Consider the following 19,631-nt stretch of genomic DNA (forward strand, 5'->3'; position numbering starts at 1 on the left):
ACAGGAACACCCCGATGTCCGTCGATACCACACCCACCGAACACACCGAACACACCGAACACACCGAACCCGTTGCGCCACCGGCTCTGCCGTGGTGGACACGGGGCGACACCAACGCGTTCTTCGGCCTCTCGTTCAACATTCTCGTCAATGTCCTGACCCTGACCACACTGTCGATCGCGGTGGTCAAGATTCCCAGCGGCGATGTACTGGGCACGGTCCTGCCCGCCCTGGGCGTGGCCCTGGTGCTCGGCAACCTCTACTACATGGTGCTGGCCCGCCGGCTCGCCCGCCGCGAGGGGCGCGACACGGTGACCGCGCTGCCGTACGGGCCGAGCGTGCCGCACATGTTCATCGTGGTGTTCGTGGTCATGCTGCCCATCTATCTGAAGACCAACGACCCGCTCGCGGCGTGGTCGGCGGGACTGGCCTGGGCATTCATGATCGGTGTGATCGTGATGATCGGGGCGTTCGTCGGACCGTTCATCCGGCGCATCACTCCGCGCGCGGCGATGCTCGGGACCCTCGCCGGTATCTCCATCACCTTCATCGCCATGCGACCAGCAGCGCAGATGTGGGAGGCCGCGTGGATCGGGCTGCCGGTGCTGGCCATCATCCTGATCGGGTTCTTCACCGACGTGAAGCTGCCGGGCAATGTGCCGGTCGGCCTGCTCGCGCTGCTGGTCGGCACGGCGATCGGCTGGATCGGCGGCTACATGTCGGTTCCGGACGTCACCCAGGCCGCGCACGATATCGCGATCGGACTGCCCGATCTGCGCCTGGATCTGCTCTTCGACGGACTCGGCAATCTCGCGCCGCTGCTGGCGACCGCGATTCCACTGGGCGTCTACAACTTCACCGAAGCCATGAGCAATGTCGAGAGCGCGGCCGCGGCGGGCGACAACTACAACCTGCGCAGCGTGCTGCTCGCCGACGGCTTCGGCGCGATCATCGGCTCCGGGTTCGGCTCACCCTTTCCGCCCGCGGTGTACATCGGGCATCCGGGCTGGAAGGACGCGGGCGGGCGCACCGGATACTCGCTCGCCAGCGGCGCCGCCATCGGATTGATGTGCCTGCTCGGCCTTTTCGGGATTCTCGCCACCATTCTGCCGATCCCGGCGATCGTGCCGATTCTGCTGTACATCGGGCTCCTGATCGGTGCGCAGGCCTTCCAGGCGGTCCCTCGACTGCACGCGGTGGCGGTGGTCGCGGCACTGCTGCCGAACCTCGCGGAGTGGGGAGTCGGCCAGATCGACAATGCGCTCAGCGCAGCGGGCACCTCCGCGGACAAGGTCGGCGCGGGTGCGCTCAATCAGGCCGGTGTGGTCTACGACGGTCTGAAGACGCTGGGTTCGGGCGCCGTCCTGGCCGGGCTCGTGCTCGGCACGATCGTGACGTTCATCCTCGACAAGCGTTTCGTGGCAGCGGCTGTCGCCTCGGCGACCGGAGCCGTCCTGAGTTTCGTCGGACTCATTCACGCCGCGGAGGTGGAGTGGGCCGCCGCCCCGAAGGTCGCGCTCGGCTATCTGTTCCTCGGTCTGGTATGCCTGGCGTACTCGTTCCTGCCGACCGGTACACCGAAACCGGCTGTGCCCGAACCGGACTCGACTCCAGACTCGCCGAAGGACCAGGATCCCGCACCGAGGCAGACAGTCGAGACCGTCGCCCCGGAACCGGCCACGGAGTAGTTCGTCTGCGGCAATCGATGATCGACAGCCTGCCGATCAGCCTGCACTGCTGCAACACCTCTGCAACAGGCGAAAGTCGCGACAAGTTCACGCACCGAGACCGATGGCGCCATGCACCGGCTTCCATTCGGTGATCCCGATCGAGGTGACCAGCTCCTCACGCACGAAAGGATCCTCACTGAGCAGGGCCGCCAAATCCTCCGACGATGCCATCGCGAAGATCAGCAGCCCACCGCTTCCGTCGGTGAACGGCCCCGTGCACAGCGCCCTGCCATCATCGACCAGTGTCGCGAGCCAGCTGTTGTGCTCCGCACGCGCTGCAGCTCGTGCCGAGGCGAGAGCGGATTCGTATTTGTAGATAACAGCGAAGGTGGCCATCAGAGTCCTTGAATGCGAGTTAGATGGTGGCTGGGGAAGCAACTGCAACAACAGAATTGGTCTCGGAGGCCACCGGCTCGAGTATCGAGCGGGCAATCGCGTCCGCTTGCAGGAGAGTGCGTGAGTTCACCCCGGGACGGGCACCGATCGCGGTGACCCACTGGACCGATTCGATCGGTGGGCCGTAGGAATACACTGCGCGCTGGGGCCGTCCATCAGCGCGAATGACACGGAACATCGTCTCCTCCACATCGATTCCGCCGGTCTCGTATCCGGCTCCGACCGCGCTCGGAATGTGATGCGGACGGCATTCGCCGGCTTCGACCATGGAACGAAGCAGCGGATCACTCGTAGCCCGAATATCGTTCTTCGGCAAGAACGCGTCGATGAGCACACGGGCACCTACCAACGGTTCGTCCACGGCTGGAGATGACGCGCTGAACTGCGCCTGATCGGTCACACTCACCCGCGTGTCGGGTCCGATGAAGGTGACCACACCTGCCTGCGCCAGCGCGTGCAGTTCTGCCACCCGGGATCGCGGCGGGCCGGAGGCGATGAGGTTGTTCAACCCGCTGAACCAGGAGTCGATGTGGTCGCGGTAGGAGAGCCCATCGATGCCGCCGTGCGAGATGATCTGCCGCACCTCGTCACGGAGGTCTCGCATGATCGCGCCAACGGCCTTGAGCGCGTGTGTAGTCGGACCATCCTCGGATGCGCGGTAGTCCTGATCGAGCTTGTCCTGGACCCAGTCGGTGTAGTCGCCCCGGGTGGCAAATCGCAGATTGCCCGCGGGTCGGTCGATGGTGTCCCAGTCCAGGCGATCGTCCGGTTCGGGCACAAGTTCATCGAGGATGCGTTCGATCTGATCGTCTCCCCATTCGACGGCGTGCAGGCAGGACCGCAATCGCGTCGTCGCGTCGCGATCACCAGCCAGCAGCGTGCTGTAGTACACCCACGCAGTCTCCTTCTGCACCAACGGCCACACCTCACGACGGAAGTTCACCGAGGCAGTGTGTGCACGTAGACGGAACCCTTTGATGACCTCCGGGGTGATGAACAGCGGCTGATAGCGTGTCACGCTTTCGATCTCGTGTTCCGCACGAGCCAGATACGGCACACCACGCCGAGATCCGGCAAGAATGCGTGGTTCGTTTCCCGAGGCGACGTACTGCAACTCACCGGTTCCTGACCGGGTGAAATGTCCACCTCGTCCTGCGGTGAGCAAGGTGACGTAGTCGAAGAAGTTGAGCCCCATCCCGTTCACGATGACGTTCTCTCCGGCATCGATACCGTCCAGATCGACCTCCGAGGCATTGGCCGGCGGGATGTACAGCAGTCCCGCTCGCCGCGCGGACTCGGCCAGCTCCTGCGTACGGGGCGTCGCGATGGTGTCGAAATGACCTACCGCCAGGACCACCGCGTCGACGACGAGATGTTGTTCGTCGGCGGTATCGACCGCATACTCGCCGGCCAGGTTGGTGAACGCGGTAGCGGCCGTCCGGTGCACATGCACTTCGATATTCGGCGGCGCCTCGCTGATGATCCGGCGCAACGCCCACTGCAGGTATTCCCCCTGCATCGGACGGGTCGGATACGACCACGGGAGCATCCGTTGCGCCTCCCGTCTTGTCTCCTCACCCGAGGCTCGGATGTCACCTTGCGCGACCGCGTGCGCCCACTGGTAGTGGCTCGGTCCCGGCACAATGGGGCCGGCACACTGCACAGTGTCATCGGTGAACACGGTGATGTCCGATGCCACGGTGTTCATCAGCAACTCGCGCGGCTGATCGGTGTGCCAGATTCGGCCTGCGCCGGCCGGGAACGGGTCGATCAAATGAACGACGATCGGCGTACCGATACCCAGATCGATAGCATTGCAGCACAACCGTTCTACGGCGATAACGCCTCTCGGTCCTGCTCCGATGACGGCGATCTCGACACTACGCATACGTCCCCCAGGGGTGCTGCCACGCGGACGCCGCGCAGCGCAATTGATGGATGTGCGATGGTCGACCGGGGCGAGTGACTCAGCCCGCAGGACACGTACGACGCCGGAGCGTCTCCTGCAGCGTGCCCGAGCGATCAACGCGTTGTCAAACCGGGCATACTTGCCAGTAACTATGTGCTGCTGTCACTTTCGCCAGTCGAAAAAGCGAACGGGGGTGCGGTCGTGATGTGGTGCTACCGTTCGGTCGGTTTGCTGTAAAGAGATCGGCTCTGCTGTGTTTGGGGGGATCATGTCGGTTAACGAAACGACCGAAATCGATGAAGACAAGAGGGGCTGGACCTTCATCGATGCGCAGGTTCATCGCAACGAGTTGGTCCTGACACACCGCTCGGCAGTCGTGGCAGGGCGTTCGGCCGCGCGACTGCGCCCCGCGCGCTTCGCCGAAGCGGTGATCGAGGTGGCCCGGTGGGTCACTGGATCCGGAGCCGACCTCGACACCACGGCAATCCGCCGGGGTGTACGCGAGCGTCGAATCGGGCGCGCGGTGCGTGGATTCGACGGCACGGTGCATTCGGTCGCAGTATGGGTCGGTCGCGCCGAGATCTCGCCACCTCCGGTTCCGACCGCGGGTGCGTGGGCGTGGGCACCGCAGCAGCGCGCAACGTACTGGTCCGATGAGCTCTACGAGCTCTACGGCATCGAACACAACCCCGACCGATCCCATAGCATCCACCAGTTCCTGCAAATGCTGGGTCCCGAGGATGCGATCAAGGTCGCGCGCGTGGTCTCCGAGGTCGATGAGACAGATCCCGACCGTCTTCTCGGCGAGACGTTTTGGGCTCAGCTCGGCAACGGGGCGATTCGGCGCCTGCATGCGTTCGGCAGAGTCGTCGAATCACCGGAACTGGGCCGGCTGTGGCGCGGAACCAGTATCGATGTGACTGACCACGAGGATTCGGGGACCAGCGAGCGTTCGGTGCTCGGCATGGTGCTGTCCTATCCGGCGGGTGTTCAATCGGCTTTGGTGGAGCTGCCGCGAATGCGGCTGCTGCGCTGGATCAGTCAAGGCCTCCCCGAGGTCCCTTGGCCCAGCGACGGACACCTCGACGAGGTCATACTGGTCGCCGAGAACCACGTGCGAGAGTTGGACCCCGCGGCGATCGCACAACTGCCCCCGACAAGCGCGCAGACGGTGCCTGTTCGGCTCAGGACCGTCGACGGCGGTTCGATCCGAGCACAAATGCAGGCCCAAATCCTGGACAGCCCCTCTCCTGCCACCCCGGCTCTTGTTGTCATACAACGCATTTGAGCGGTTTTCGATGCCGCTGCCTTGACAGGCGCATGTCGGTATCGGCTAGATTGTCACTGCCCATCCCTCGATGGAGAGTCCCGGAACGAGCCAACAGGCCGCCGGTTGACCGCGTAAGCAAGAACCACGATCTGCGGGCGCAGCACCACTACAGCTGTTGCGCTCCGGCCCCCTCGACCGAATCCGGGTCGGCGAGAGGTCAGCCGCCCGGAGATCGCTCGGTACAGCAATCGCGTGAAGGAGGGGGGAACGTTGACGATCGACGATCCCATAGTCACGAAGGGGAATTCCCCAGCGACGCTGCTCGACCCACGAGAGAGCATGCGCCGGCTCCCAGTCCACTGGCAGACGCCACTGACGATGTTGACGGGGAAACCGTACGACGGCCAACCCGCCATCCGGTTGAGTGTCACCCATCATGTGGCCGGTTGCTGCGCCAGCATGGGCCTCGGGGTCGGGGTGACCGCGCTCGCGCTGTGGCTGGGCACGTGGTGGATCGTGTCGGCGATGGTGGGTATGGCGGTCACACTGCACGGCATGCGCAACGCGCGAATGATGGTATTCCACCAAGCCGCACACAAGAACTTGTACCGACGTGAGCGCCTGGATGCGGCTATCGGGCGAGCGTGCTCGGCGATCCTACTGGTACAGAACTTCTCACAGTACCGGCGCGAGCACACCTCCGAACATCATTCCCGTCACCATATGACCCTGCGTGACCCAACGGTCCAAGCCTTCCTGATCGGACTGGGCTTGACCCCGGGCATGACGCGCCGACAGATGTGGCGCAGAATGCTGCGCAAGGTACTCTCCCCTGCGTTCCAACTGCGGTTTGCGATCAGCCGCCTGTGCTCGTTCTGGATCGGCGCTGACACACCCGAGCGGGCAATAGCTCTCGGATTCTACGGCAGCGCCATATTTCTCAGCGTCGCGACGGGAAGTTGGGAAGTTTTCGTTATCGGCTGGCTCGTGCCACTGTTCCCACTGTTTCAAATTGTCAACACGCTGCGCCTGTGTGTAAAGCACACGTTTCCCGCACCCGGTAACGAGAACATCGCCGGCAAAGAACGCATGGCGGCACTGACCAACGCAATCTTCCTCGGTGAGGCCACCCCTGCACGCGGACAAGGCGCGATTCGTGCGACCGTGGCGTGGACGCGCTGGTGCGGACGCATGGTATTCGTGCACGCCCCTGCGCGCTATCTGGTCTTGACCGGCGACACGGTGTGTCACGACTTCCATCACCGCTACCCGCGACACAAAGCCTGGTTCGATTACATCAGCGAACGCGAAATCGACAGTCACACAACAGGGTCAGGCTGGCCGGAGTACACGCAGGTATGGGGATTGGCTCAAGCGATCAGTCACGTCTTTGATTCGCTCGCGCGCGCCGATTCCTCAGTGTTCGACCGCACTCGGATCGAGGGGATCAGTTCTCGGGCGCTGTTCACAGCATTTGACGATTGACCGCCGCCGCCAGTGCCTTTCGGACTTACTCTCGACCAACGGAGCACTCCATGACCAGCAATTCCTCTCACGCCCGCGGCACCGTCATCCTCGGTGTCGCAGCCAGCGACGCTCACGCTGTGGCCAACCAGTTGATCGCTCACGACCTGCGCGAACACGGCTACACCGTAATCAACCTCGGAACCTGCACCCCGGTATCGGAGTTCGCGAACGCCGCCCTGGACAACCCGGAGGCGTTGGCCATCCTGATCGGCAGCCTCAACGGACACATCCATGAAGATCTGCGCGATCTCGCGAAAGCGCAGAAGTCCGGTGCCATTCGCTGCCCGGTCGTGGTCGGCGGCAATTTGTCGGTGGGCAGCCACAAATCCGATGACGCGATCGAGAAGCTGTTCTGTCTCGGCGTCGATATCGTATTGTCCGATGCCGCGGAACTACCGGAACTTCTGCAAAGACTCTCACTCGACGCCGCAGCCGCGCAGCGGAGCGCCTCGTGATCGTTTCCGCTGGTGAGGATTTACCCTCACTGACCGATACCGTGCGCTACATCGAACACCTCGACAAGCACACCGTGTTCGACACCCTCACCTATGCCCGCCAGGCTGGCCGATTCGCGATTCAGCCACGCTGTGGGGTCGGTGGCCACGAGGAGATGCGCACGCTTCTCCATCAGCTCACTCAGCTGGCGGATCCGGATGTATTGTCGCTGACCATCGATTCGCACACCCGACTACAACGGTTCGACAGCGCGCTGCGCTGCCTCAACACACACCCGGAAACCCTGAACGGTTATCCCTTGGTAACGCACGGCTGGCGTCATGGGCGGGATCTCAACGAATCGATCGCCGCCCCACTGGAAATCCGGCACGGCTCCCCCGACGCACGAATCTTGTTCGATGTCGCGATCGCCAGTGGCATCACCTCCTTCGAAGGTGGCGGGATCTCTTACAACCTGCCCTACTCCAAAGACGTTCCACTGGCGCGATCGCTGGCGGCTTGGCGAGAGGTCGATGAACGCTGCGGCCGCCTTGCCGAGCACGGCGTGGTTGTCGATCGCGAACTGTTCGGGACCTTGACCGCGGTCTTGGTTCCGCCCTCGATCAGCCTGGCGATCAGCATGCTCGAGGCCATCTCCGCCGCGTCCGCAGGGGTCAAGTGCATTTCGGTCGCGTACCCGCAGGGCGGCAACCTCGAACAGGATGTGGCCGCGCTGCAGGCTATCTCGATCCTCTCCGCACGCTACCTCCCTGACGAGGTGTCGGTTTTCCCTGTCCTGCACGAGTTCATGGGCGCGTTCCCGCGCACCCGCGACGGCGCCGAAGCGCTGATTCTGTACGGGGCGTTCGCTGCCCGGCTCGGGGGCGCGGCCAAACTGATCACCAAGACCTATCAGGAGGCGGCCGGGATTCCCGACGTTCACGCCAATGCCGCGGGGATCCGCCTCGCCCGTCTGGCCAATGCGCCGGTTTTCGAGTTCGCCGAACACGACACGCACCGTTGCGCGCTCGAGTTGGAGTGGATCGTGCAGGAAGTCGACGAGCTGATCGGTCCACTCCTACACGGTGGCCTCACCGACGCGGCAATTGTCGATGCCTTCGCCAACGGAACCCTGGACATCCCGTTCAGCGCCAGCCGCCACGCGCACTCCGCGGTGATACCGCGCCGCGATCGCTCCGGCGCAGTGCGATATCACGATGCCGGCGCGCTGGGTTTGTCCGCGCGCACCCGGCGCCGACACCAACAGCAGCTCGATGCACCTGTCCCCCAGCATCGTTCCGATGGGCTGTTCGCTTCGCTCAAGCGCGATATCGACTACTTCATCACCATGCTCGACCCGGTATCCGCCCCCTCGCGACGACTGCGGGAGGCGACGTGAGCGGGACGGTGACCGGCATCTTCACCGCCGAGATCGCCGGAGCCGAGATGCTGGCGCACACCTCGGTAGTCCTGCAAGCCGGATACGGAATCATCGGGGACCGCTATGCGACCGGTTGCGGACACTATTCACCGCGACCCCATCAGGACCGCCAGGTCACGATCATCGAATCGGAAACCCTCGAGGCGATCCGCCTCGAGACCGGCATCGTACTACTGGCCGAGGAGACACGACGCAATCTCTTGACCAGCGGAATCCGGCTCAATCGGCTGCTCGGGAAAACGTTCCGCGTCGGTGAGTGCGTTCTGCACGCAGGCAGGCTCAACACCCCCTGCGCCTACCTCGAGAGACTGATCGGTCTTCCAGTCATGTCGGCCCTCGCCGGGCGGTCCGGGATCAACTGTCGAATTCTGCAGGGCGGACCCGTGCGGGTGGGGGACGCCCTCGATGTCCAGGATTAGGCGCCTGCTGATCAAGTCGAGAGTGGTCGCGGTCGATCGTCACGATAACGGGGTGACGGTACTGTCGTTCGCCCCGATCCACCGAACGACATATCCGGCTCATCGCGGCGGCGCCCACACCCTGGTGCGAATCGACGACCACAGAGTCCGCCCGTACAGTCTGTGCGGCGACCCGTCCGACACTCGATGGCGAATCGCGGTGCGCGCCAGCGGTATCGACGGCTCAGCTTCGGATCACCTGGCTCGGTCGAACCGGCCAGGTGATCACTTGTTCCTCTCTCATCCCCAAGAGCGGTTCGGCCTCGATCCCGCCGCGACGCGACATCGGTTCATCGCCGGCGGCATTGGCATCACACCGATCCTGTCGATGCTCTACGAACTGCGTGAGACGCCGCATTCTGAGCCTGCCCGAGTGCACTACTTCGTGCGATCACGATCGGAGGCAGTATTCGTCGAGGAATTGAGCGCGTTCGATCACATCGATCTGCGGATCTACTCCGGTCAGGACGCAGACCGTCCGGACGCGCGAACCGTCGCTGACTCCCCCAGGGAGGGCGAGCATCTCTACTACTGTGGTCCGCCGCGAATGATGGCCCGAATCAACCAGGTCCACGATCTCTGGGCGGGGCGGGCGCACACGGAGTCCTTCGCCGCCATGCCGGCCAATCCCACCAGCGTCACCACAAACGATGCGTTCGACCTCCGGCTGCTCAAGAGCGGCAGAACGATTCGGGTCCGCGCCCGGGAGACACCGCTGCAGGCTCTGGTGCGCGCAGGTATACAGGTCGACTACGGCTGCGGCGTTGGCCTGTGCGGAACCTGCGTCCTGGACGTGGGTGCCGGAGTCGTCGATCACCGCGATCACTGCCTGACCGACGCGGAGCGAGCCTCGGCGATGGCACCGTGTATCTCGAGAGGATCCGGGACCCTCGACATCCTACTGTGACTCGGCCCGTGATCTGCCTGGCCCAGCTTTCTCCTCGCACATCGATCCACGACATGCGGGCCCGGCATCGGTAGATCTCGCACCGCGATGCGGCCGCCGCTCCAGCGAACGCCGACCGCACACTCCTCCCGCTTCGTTCAGGATCGCGGTCCATCTGCGGCCGTGGACCTGCCTGGCACATACCGGAGGCTCAACACCGCGATGGAGACGAAGGCGGCCACCGTCAATGCGATACCGACGCGCGCTCCGGCGATCGGACCGGGCAGGACCAGACACACTCCCAGAACGGCGATCCCGATCGCCATCCCGATCTGCCGAGAGGTGTTGAGAACTCCCGAGGCCAAGCCGGCGTAGCGCGGATCTGCTGCGGCCATTGCCGCGCCGTTGCAACTGGGTCCGAACAATCCGCACCCGAACCCGACGGCGGCAGTGCCTGCCAGCAGGATCGGCCAGCTCGATCGCTCGCCCACCGCCAGGCATATGAGTGCACCAGCAGCCGCGATCAATGATCCAGTGACCAGCAGCCACCGCATTCCGCGACCAGACCATCGGCGATTGAGCACCAGCGTCGCGAAGGTCCATAGCAGGGCGAACGGCACGAAGAACAGCCCAGTCGTGCGGGCGTCGTACCCCCACTGCGATTGCAGGAAGATCGCGAGCATGAATTGCAGTCCGTAGGCTCCGAACTGGAAGGCAAACCCGTTCGCGATGGACGCGGAGAAGGTTGCTTTGCCGAACATCGCCAGCGGCAAAATCGGTGTGGCTACGCGCGATTCAGTGAGAACGAAGCCGAGCAGGATCGGTATCGACGCACCGAGCAGCACCACGGTCAGTGATGCCGACCAGCCACGTTCGCCCCCCTCGATCAGGCCCGCGACCAGAACTCCCAGCCCCGCGATGGCCAGCAGTTGCCCAAGCCAATCGAAGGACTCGTCCTGGCGGCGAGCGGTCTCACCGATGTGCCGCCATGCCAGCCATAGTGCCACCGCACCGATCGGGACGTTGATGAAGAAGATCGATCGCCAGCCGAGTGTCTCGGTGAGCAGGCCTCCGCCGATCGGGCCCGCGACCAGCGCTATGCCACCGGTGGCGCCCCACACGGTGATCGCGCGGGCCCGCTCGGCAGGGTCTGGATAGGTCCTAGCGATGATCGCCAGCGTGGTGGGCAGCACTCCAGCCGCGAAAGTACCTTGTACGCAACGAAACACCAGCAATACCAGCAGGCTCGGACTCAGCGCGCAGATCAACGACGCCAGACTGAACCCGCCCAACGCCCAGAGGAAAACCCTGCGCGCACCGATCCGGTCGGCCAGGGTTCCCGCACTCAACAGCAGCGCGGCCAGTGGGATGGTGTAGATGTTCACCAGCCATTGCAGGGCCGCCATCGACCCGCCCGTGTCGGCTTGGATCGACGGCAGCGCGATGTTCAGTGCGCTGCCGTCGAGCAGAATCATGAAGAAGCCCAAGCAGATTGCCATCAACGCAGCGCGCGCGTTGGGTGTGCGCGCCGCAGTGCCGACGTGATCGTGCACTGCGATTGGCGCTTGGGATGTTCCTGGGCCCGATGCCCCCATAGCCGCCCCTTTCCCGTTTGTACTTACAAGTACACCCGGACTGTACATTGCAGTAGGTACAATGGCTACATGAGCGCCGCTGACCGTCTGGTCGATAGCATGCAAACGTTGTTGTGGGAGAACGGATATTCCGGCACGAGCCCACGAGCCGTCCAAGAACTCGCCGACGCGGGCCAAGGCAGCATGTACCACCACTTCCGCAGCAAGGCAGGACTGGCCGTCGCCGCTGAGCTCAAGATGAGCGAAGAGCTCGAGATTCAGATCAGCGCTCGCCTCGCGAGTGGCTCGTCGGTCCGCGAGAAAATCGCCGCGTTCCTGACTCTCGACGAAAACGTCTTGCGCGGTTGCCGGCTCGGCCGTCTGGTCCAGGACGCCGCGGTCGTGTCCGATGACTCACTGCGGCAACCGATCGCGACGATGTTCGTCTGGATCCAGGAGCAAATTCGGCAGGTACTCACCGATGGGGTCCGCAACGGCGAACTCGACCCCACCCTGGACGTCGATGCGGTAGCGGCCACCATTCTCGCCGTGCGCCAGGGCGCGTACGTCCTGGCCCGCGGCGCCCAATCGGGCGAGCCGTTCCGCGCCGCCACCGCAGGACTGTTACAGCTGCTGCCCGAGCGAACCAGAGCTTTGGGCTAACGCCGTGATGCTGCCGCGGGCGTGATCCCCTGGTTGATCAAGGGCCCGGAGGTACGTTCGATGAGCATGCCGCGCAACATAATCCAGAGAATCGCGCTCAGATCACGGCCAAGCTCGCCGGGCACGCTCGATCGGCGAGCCCACCGGTAGAGCGCACCGAGGTAGACATCGCGCAGCACGTCGCCCATGAAGTCCGGGTCGATGTGCCGATCGATCTCACCGCGCTGCACACCCGTACGCACGATCCGAGCGAAGACCTCTGCGGTGTAGGGATCTTCGGTGAGCGGTTTGCCCGCCCGCACCCACGCCCCCAACATGGTCTCGGTCAGCGCCCGCTGTTCTTCATTCACCTGGGCCAGGATCCCCAGTGCCAGCTGCAACAGGCTTGCCGAGTCGGTGGTGGCCGCACTCAGCGGCAGTTCCAGACGTTCGGTCATCATCGTGCGCCGCTGCTCGGCCCACTCGGCGATGAGGTCTTCCTTGCGGCGAAAATGGTTGAAAAACGTACCTCGAGCCACGTCAGCGCGCTGGGCAATGTCGTCGACTGTGGTTGTCTCGTAACCCCTTTCGGAAAACAGTTCGAGCGCAGCGGTATAGATCCGGTCACGGACCCGCTGCTTGTTCCGCTCCCGCCGCCCGCCGCCCCCGGGTTCGACGCGACTTTCCATACCCGCTCCTCTTCGACCCGGATCTCCATGTGAGATCTCCCATCTGAGTCCATATTTGGACTCTAGTACACCTGAATCCGGACGCTGATCCTCGCGCAACTTCACCACCTCCGACCCGTCGATGGCATCACCCTGATCCACAGTCGTGACTGTCCGACTGAAGATCGTGAATCATGTTTATTGACAAGTTGATTCGATGTCCCGTTCGAATCGACCACATCGATCACCTTCATGGGCGTCCACCTGGAACGGCCTGCCCTCGACGTCACATTAACTAATTTTCAGTACACTCTTGGACTGCAGTCCATGTACTGCTCGATAGATCGTGGGAACCTCGCAAGAGGTTTGGGGAGGGATACATGAGTCAGAATCAGTGTGCCGATGAGCAGGAACTCATCGCCGTGGTCGGCATGAGTTGCCGGATGCCTGGAGCGAAGGGACTCGCCGAGTTCTGGCAGCTGCTGATCGACGGGGGCGATGCGATCACGGAGGTTCCCGCCGATCGGTTCGACATCGATGCCGCGTACGACGCCCGGCCTCAAACGCCCGGCAAGACGGTCTCCAGGTATGGCGGATTCCTTACCGACGCATTCGGATTCGACTCCAACTTCTTCGGTATCGCGCCGGTCGAAGCGCGGGGGATGGATCCACAGCAGAGACTACTGCTCCAGCTCACCTGGGAGGCGCTCGAGCACGCCGGAATTCGCCCGAGTTCACTCGCGGGAACCCGGGGCGGCGTGTTCGTCGGCCAAGCCACCGCCGAGTACAGCGAGCAATACGCCGAACCCCTTGGAATCCGTCAGGCGGCCGGCAGTCGACTGCGCGCGGTCACCGCCGGTCGATTGTCCTACGCCCTGGATGTTCGCGGACCGAGTCTCACCGTCGACACCGCCTGTTCCTCCTCACTGGTCGCAGTGCATCTGGCACGCCAAAGCCTGCTCTCGGGTGAATCAGACCTGTCCGTGGCGGCCGGAGTCAACCTGATCCTCGCCCCGACCGACGCGATAACCTATTCGCAAGGAAACATGCTCTCGCGCTCGGGAAGGTGCCGCTTCGGGGATGCCGACGCCGACGGTTTCGTCCGCAGCGAAGGCGCCGGAGTCGTGATTCTCCAGCGACTGGACGACGCACGTCGAGATGCCAATCCTGTTCTTGCCGTGATCAACAGCAGTGTGGCCAACAACGACGGACAAGGCAGCGGCCTTCTCCTGCAGCCGGCCGTCAGCGGGCAGCGCGAGATGCTCCTGAGAGCATGGGCGCTGGCAGGCATCTCCCCCGCGGATCTGGACTATGTCGAGGCGCACGGAACCGGCACTACAGTCGGAGACGGCGTAGAACTCCGGGCCCTCTCGGAGGCAATCGCCGGCCGAAGGCGGTCCGATCGGCCGCTGTGGGTCGGGTCGGTGAAAAGCAACATAGGCCACACCGAGGCAGCGGCCGGAATAGCCGGGTTGATCAAAGCCGTCATGATCGCCCGGCACCGCACCATCCCGGCATCCTTACATGTGAAGACTCCCAACCCGGTACTCGTCGGCGCTCACGTGCAGATCGCTACTCGCACAGAGACTCTCGTCCCCGCTGCGGATACCGCCGTGGTCGGTGTCAGCTCTTTCGGGATCGCCGGCACCAATGCACACGTGATCGTGACCGAAGCACCGCCAGCACACACCCCGCACGCGAGAACGGCCACACCGCCGACGGAACCTGCGCTGATGCTGTTATCGGCCCGTTCACAGGCCGCGTTGCGCGCACTCGCCACTCGATACGCCGAGCACCTGGAGACTGCACAAGCATCAACGCAGTCCCTGCACGGGCTGTGTGCGCGCACAGCCACGCACCGAGACCATCACCGATTCCGGCTGTGGGCCACCGCCCACGACCATCGGCAGATGGCGGCCACACTGCGCGAGGCCGCAACGGGTCTACCCACCCCCAACGCAGGATCCGGTGAAACCAGCGCCACCTCTACCCGCACCGTGTTCGTTTTCCCCGGACAAGGCTCGCAATGGACAGGCATGGCCCAAGGACTGTGGAAGGCCTCACCATCCTTTCGCGACCGTATGCGCGAATGCGACCGCGAGATTCGTCGCGAGCTGGGTTGGTCGGTTATCGAATGTCTGACAGCGGACTCCGAGGTGCCCACCGACATCTCGATCCTGCAACCACTGCTGTGGGCGATCCAGGTCAGCTTGGTGTCGCTCTGGAAGAGCATAGGAGTCGAACCCGATCTGTGCGTCGGCCACAGCATGGGCGAGGTCGCCGCGGCTGTTGCCAGTGAGGCGCTGTCCTTATCCGATGCGGCAGCAGTCATCTGCCACAGAAGCCGTCTGCTCAACACAATTTCAGGTGCCGGTGCGATGCTGCTGATCGGACTCGGTGCAGACGATGCACAGGAATTGGTCGACGGTTACGGCGAGGCCGTCTGCGTCGCTGCGGAGAACTCGCCCTCCACGACCGTCCTGGCAGGTGATCCGGACATTCTCACCCACATCGCTTGTCGTCTCGACCGAGCCGAAGTACTCGCTCGTCCTATTCGTGCCGACGTCGCCTCGCATTCGCCCTACACCGAGGTGCTGCGCACCGATCTGATCGAATCCCTATCCGCGATACGCCCCCAGTCCCCGCGTATCCCGCTGTTGTCTACCGTGACCGCACAACCTGTCAGCGGTGCCCAGCTCGATGCCGGCTACTGGATGGACAACCTGAGAAAACCCGTACGGTTCACCACCGCCATCCAGCAAGCAATCAACGACGAACCCAACAGCCTTTTCGTGGAGATCAGCGCGCATCCGGTGCTGACCAGAGCTATCACCGATATCCAGAAAGAAGCCGGCACCCACCCCTGCGCGATCGCCACACTCCTGCGAGACAGCGACGAACACGACTGCCTGGCCACCGCGCTGGGAGAGATCTTCGCGCACGGCGGCTATGCCGATTGGCAGGCACACTTCCGGGACTACGCGCACTACCCTGCCGACCAATTGCCCACCTACGCATGGGATCTCGAACAGTACCGTGACCGCCCGACACGCTCGACAGCGCTTCGCGCACGACAGGTGATCGAACTACCCCTCGACGTGAGCAGCGCAGCGGTGCGGATCGGCCACCTACAACCCATCCCGCCCATCACCTTCCTACACGCGCTCACCACCGCTGCAAGGTCGATCGACCCGGACAGCCACTACCGCATGCTCGATGTGCGTTTCGAGCAGATGGCCGATGCCCATCAAGCACCTTCGACCATGCACATCACATTGGATCCCATACCCGAGCAGGGCTGGCGGGCAAACGTAGAGCTGCGCCCGCGCTCCGACAGCCGCGGCGCTCCCCACCCCGAACCGGTCGTGTGTCTGACCGCGGTCCTGGCCCCCGCTGTGTCACCACCGACAGCCGCGGCCGGACAGGTCGACAACGCGCTGAGCAGAAGCACCTCCTTCCTGACCGCAACAATGCTGCGCGAATCGGCGCAGAGGCGAGGAATCTTCATCGACCCCACTTTTCCAGTGCCGCAACGCATGTGGCACACGAACGATCTCATCGTCGGACAGATCTACGCCGGCACCTCGACTCCGGCCACGATTCTCGAGTCCTGCCTCCAACCGGTACTAGCACTGCTACCCGACCACACCATCTTCTCCCCGACCGCGATCGAGGACGCGAGAATTCCTCACTTCACTGGACCGACCACAGGTGAGCTCTGGAGTATCACCCGCCGCACGCGAACCGACCCGGACGAGTGGTGTTTCGATGTGACAATCGTGTCCGCACACGGGGAGGTTGTCGCGGAGTTCCGGAATCTGACTCTTCGAAAAATCCCATACGGTACGTCCGAAGAATTCATCCGGACCGCACCGAACACACACGATCAGGAAAGTCACCCCGAGACAGCAACCCCACTTGCGATCGCACTGCGCGAGGCGGCACGAGTCTTGGGAACCTCCACTTCCCGGATCGACCCCAGGAGATCGCTGCGCGAACAAGGCCTGGACTCGCTCATGGCCGCCGACCTCGCGAAGCGGATCCGAGTGAGCGATGCCGACCTGAGGATCGGTCCCGCAGATCTGCTATCTCCACACAGCCTCGAAGACATCGTTGGCAGTGCGGGTTGTAGCCCTGACGCCGCAGTGGTGTCGCCTCTACCGTCCGAGAGCCGCCCGAACTAGATTCAGAACGTGGGGCGTAAACCTAGCCTTGACAACATCGTTGATGTAAAGGCAGCATTTACATATGAGCGATTCACAGCACCGCGACCCGGCCGACGAGCATGCGGTCCTGGCAAAACTGTTGTCCACCAACGCGGAATTCGTCGCCGAGGTGCTGCACCCTGCTGCGGGTACCCCGCCCCCGTCGGTGATGGCGGCGCTGCACGCGGCGCGCAGTCTCGACGGGGTCGTGGACAATGTGCTGCGCTCGCTGGTTCGTCAGGCGCGCGAGGAGGGGCGGACCTGGGCCGAGATCGGTGAGGTGTTCGGGTCCTCGCGCCAGGCGGCCTTCCAGCGCTTCGGGGGTTCCTCGGGCGGCATGCAGATTCCACCCCTCCCGCCGATGCCGCCCATGCCCGACATGCCGCAGATGCCGGAGGTGCCCCACGGCTGGCAGGTTCCGCCCATGCCCACCATGCCGGGCTGGGATGCTCCGCCCGCGCCGAAAATGCCCCGCGGCCCGTTCCCGCCGCGCGACTGACGTTCCGGAACAACGGAATCCGAGATCATGACCACCGCCTCACCGTGCATGGACAGCGAGCGCCGACACCGGCGACTGCTGCGCGCCGCGCGCTGCCGCTTCGCCGAGGACCGGCTGGCCGATGCCGTATCCGCCGGAATTCGCCAGGCCGTGCTGTTCGGTACCGCCCTGGACACCTTCGCCGCGCACAACCCCTACCGAGGTCTGCGCGTCTTCCGATTCGAGCATCGCTTCGAGTGCGGCGTACCCGAGAGCGAATTCGACCGCACCACACCGGCGTTCATGATCGGGCTCGGTCCCTCCCGGCCGGTGATCCCGCATCTCGACGCACGCGCCCTGGCCATCGGGACCGAATTCGTCTTCGACTATCCGCACGACATGATCTCTCCGCCCGATCTCGCCGAGCGACTCGCGCGCACCGGCTGGGACGTCCTGGCAGATCTCGACTCGGCCGCGTTGACCATCCGTTATCTCGATGTGCCCACTCGATGGCAGCAGCCCGCCCACCACGACCCGGAGCGCGACCGGACCCTCGAGTCACCGCACGACTCCGGCGTTCGCGTGGTGCATGCCCGGCTCGATCCATCCTGATCCGCTGGATCCCTCCCGAACCGGAGCCTCTCGCGGCCATACGCATTTCGAGCGGACCGCACCGCAGCCTGGACCGGGGCATTCGACGTGGCCGCCGTCGTGCGATTCGACGGGACGCGCCCCTTCGAGCCTGAATCGCGAGCAGAGCCGCACGACACGACGCGGGATCGACTGCGGTAGGAGCACCCGGGAGGCATAATGCTGGTCGATCGCCCAGTACTGCGCCTGGGCATGACAATTCATGACCGGGCGAAACAGATTCGGTAGGAGTGCCATGCTTACTCGCCGCCAGGTCCTGGCCACCTTCGGCGTCGCCACGGCGGCGCTGACGGCCGGAACGGCGCCCGCTGCGGCTCGGCCCGCACCGGAGACCGTCGCACCCCTGGGGCGTGACTTCCACTGGGGTGTGGCCGCCTCGGGATTCCAGACCGAAGGCCATGCACCGGACAGCAATTGGCTGCGGTACGTGGCGAATCACGCGGAGTACGACCGGTACGGCAACAGCGTCGACTTCTTCTCCCGATACGGCTCCGACATCGGCCTGGCGAAGGATCTGGGAGTCGGCGTCTATCGCATCGGCGTCGAGTGGGCGCGAGTGCAGCCGGCGCCCGGGGTGTGGGACGAGGCCGGGTTCGCCTTCTACGACAGCGTGATCGCGGCCGTTCGCGCGGCGGGTATACGACCGATGCTGACACTCGATCACTGGGTGTATCCCGGTTGGGCAGCCGATCGCGGCGGGTGGGCGCACCCGGACATGCTCGGCGACTGGCTCGGCAACATGCGCAGGGTGGTGGACCGCTACGCCTCGATGAATCCACTGTGGGTCACGATCAACGAGCCGTTCGCCTACATGATGAACGAGGTCCGCAACGGCGGACTCCCGCTCACCGAGGTGCCGATCATGCAGGCGCGACTCGCGCAGGCGCACAACACCATCTACGACCACATCCATCAGGTGCAGCCCGGCGCGATGGTGACCAGCAATGTCGCCTACATTCCGGCCGCCGATCCGATCGTCAACGGACCGATGATCGAGTCGATCGCCGCCAAGCTCGATTACGTGGGCATCGACTACTACTACGGCATGTCCGCGGACGTCGCGGCGCGGTACAGCGCGTATCCCTCGGGCGAGCTGTGGAACCTCCCGCTTCAGGCCGAGGGCATCTACTACGCCCTGCGCCATTTCGCTCAGCTCCTGCCCGGCACACCGCTGTACATCGTCGAGAACGGCATGCCGACCGAGAACGGCGCGCCCCGCTCGGACGGGTACACCCGCGCGGACAACCTGCGCGACTCCATCTATTGGATCCAGCGCGCCAAGGCCGACGGCATCGACGTGATCGGCTACAACTACTGGAGCCTCACCGACAACTACGAGTGGGGCTCCTACACACCGCGAT

Annotated in this window: 16 protein-coding genes; 12 read left to right on the forward strand and 4 right to left on the reverse strand. The window is 64.1% G+C overall.

Translation table 11 applies throughout. From position 1 onward, the window contains the following. The first annotated feature begins 14 nt into the window (after positions 1–14). Positions 15–1,688, forward strand: coding sequence for a SulP family inorganic anion transporter (locus NJ1_RS03245; protein WP_067687284.1), 1,674 nt, complete (start codon positions 15–17; stop codon positions 1,686–1,688). A gap of 87 nt (positions 1,689–1,775) precedes the next feature. On the opposite strand, the gene NJ1_RS03250 is transcribed toward NJ1_RS03245, so the two are convergent. After that, positions 1,776–2,066 (reverse strand): YciI family protein, encoded by a 291-nt coding sequence (locus NJ1_RS03250; protein WP_067687287.1) that lies wholly within the window; start codon positions 2,064–2,066, stop codon positions 1,776–1,778. A gap of 19 nt (positions 2,067–2,085) precedes the next feature. Further along, positions 2,086–4,014, reverse strand: coding sequence for an FAD/NAD(P)-binding protein (locus tag NJ1_RS03255; protein WP_067687290.1), 1,929 nt, complete (start codon positions 4,012–4,014; stop codon positions 2,086–2,088). 274 nt (positions 4,015–4,288) lie between these two features. Between NJ1_RS03255 and NJ1_RS03260 the strand changes: the two genes are divergently transcribed. From NJ1_RS03260 to NJ1_RS40805, 6 genes are all read left to right on the forward strand, one after another. Beyond that, the gene (locus NJ1_RS03260) at positions 4,289–5,323 is read left to right on the forward strand and encodes a GAF domain-containing protein (protein ID WP_157573715.1); all 1,035 of its coding nucleotides are present in this window, start codon (positions 4,289–4,291) and stop codon (positions 5,321–5,323) included. A 252-nt stretch (positions 5,324–5,575) separates the two neighbouring features. Continuing rightward, positions 5,576–6,790, forward strand: a complete 1,215-nt coding sequence (locus NJ1_RS03265) for a fatty acid desaturase (RefSeq protein ID WP_067687367.1) — start codon at positions 5,576–5,578, stop codon at positions 6,788–6,790. Further along, positions 6,787–7,287 (forward strand): cobalamin-dependent protein, encoded by a 501-nt coding sequence (locus tag NJ1_RS03270; RefSeq protein ID WP_218025119.1) that lies wholly within the window; start codon positions 6,787–6,789, stop codon positions 7,285–7,287. Before NJ1_RS03265 ends, NJ1_RS03270 begins: the two co-directional genes overlap by 4 nt. Next, a complete protein-coding gene (locus tag NJ1_RS03275; protein WP_067687300.1) occupies positions 7,284–8,666 on the forward strand; it encodes a methylaspartate mutase in 1,383 nt (460 codons plus the stop codon). Before NJ1_RS03270 ends, NJ1_RS03275 begins: the two co-directional genes overlap by 4 nt. Next, entirely contained in the window at positions 8,663–9,127 is a 465-nt protein-coding gene (locus NJ1_RS03280; protein WP_218025120.1) for an MOSC domain-containing protein, read from the forward strand. Before NJ1_RS03275 ends, NJ1_RS03280 begins: the two co-directional genes overlap by 4 nt. Beyond that, positions 9,114–10,073 carry a PDR/VanB family oxidoreductase gene (locus NJ1_RS40805; RefSeq protein WP_084477696.1) on the forward strand — a complete coding sequence of 320 codons (960 nt, stop codon included), beginning with the start codon at positions 9,114–9,116 and terminating at the stop codon, positions 10,071–10,073. The genes NJ1_RS03280 and NJ1_RS40805 overlap by 14 nt, the downstream gene beginning before the upstream one ends. A 137-nt stretch (positions 10,074–10,210) precedes the next feature. Here the strand turns inward: NJ1_RS40805 and NJ1_RS03290 are convergent, their stop codons facing one another. After that, positions 10,211–11,647 (reverse strand): MFS transporter, encoded by a 1,437-nt coding sequence (locus NJ1_RS03290; RefSeq protein ID WP_084477697.1) that lies wholly within the window; start codon positions 11,645–11,647, stop codon positions 10,211–10,213. Between the two features lie 69 nt (positions 11,648–11,716). On the opposite strand from NJ1_RS03290, the gene NJ1_RS03295 reads away from it, so the two are divergent. Further along, on the forward strand, positions 11,717–12,289 hold the full coding sequence (locus NJ1_RS03295) for a TetR/AcrR family transcriptional regulator (protein WP_067687306.1): 573 nt from the start codon (positions 11,717–11,719) through the stop codon (positions 12,287–12,289). Here the strand turns inward: NJ1_RS03295 and NJ1_RS03300 are convergent. Continuing rightward, positions 12,286–12,957 (reverse strand): TetR/AcrR family transcriptional regulator, encoded by a 672-nt coding sequence (locus tag NJ1_RS03300; RefSeq protein ID WP_067687309.1) that lies wholly within the window; start codon positions 12,955–12,957, stop codon positions 12,286–12,288. The genes NJ1_RS03295 and NJ1_RS03300 overlap by 4 nt on opposite strands. Positions 12,958–13,316: 359 nt before the next feature. On the opposite strand from NJ1_RS03300, the gene NJ1_RS03305 reads away from it, so the two are divergent. The 4 genes from NJ1_RS03305 to NJ1_RS03320 all read left to right on the forward strand — a co-directional run. Next, a complete protein-coding gene (locus NJ1_RS03305) occupies positions 13,317–17,120 on the forward strand; it encodes a type I polyketide synthase (RefSeq protein WP_067687312.1) in 3,804 nt (1,267 codons plus the stop codon). A 64-nt stretch (positions 17,121–17,184) separates the two neighbouring features. After that, positions 17,185–17,640 carry a hypothetical protein gene (locus tag NJ1_RS38690; protein ID WP_067687315.1) on the forward strand — a complete coding sequence of 152 codons (456 nt, stop codon included), beginning with the start codon at positions 17,185–17,187 and terminating at the stop codon, positions 17,638–17,640. Positions 17,641–17,667: 27 nt separating this feature from the next. Beyond that, complete coding sequence (locus tag NJ1_RS03315; protein ID WP_067687318.1) at positions 17,668–18,231, forward strand: class I SAM-dependent methyltransferase; 564 nt, start codon at positions 17,668–17,670, stop codon at positions 18,229–18,231. A 274-nt stretch (positions 18,232–18,505) separates the two neighbouring features. After that, positions 18,506–19,631: family 1 glycosylhydrolase (locus tag NJ1_RS03320; RefSeq protein WP_067687321.1), on the forward strand; the 1,126-nt coding region annotated here is incomplete at its 3' end.

The organism is Nocardia jejuensis NBRC 103114, assembly GCF_001613145.1.
Taxonomy (GTDB): Bacteria; Actinomycetota; Actinomycetes; order Mycobacteriales; family Mycobacteriaceae; genus Nocardia; species Nocardia jejuensis.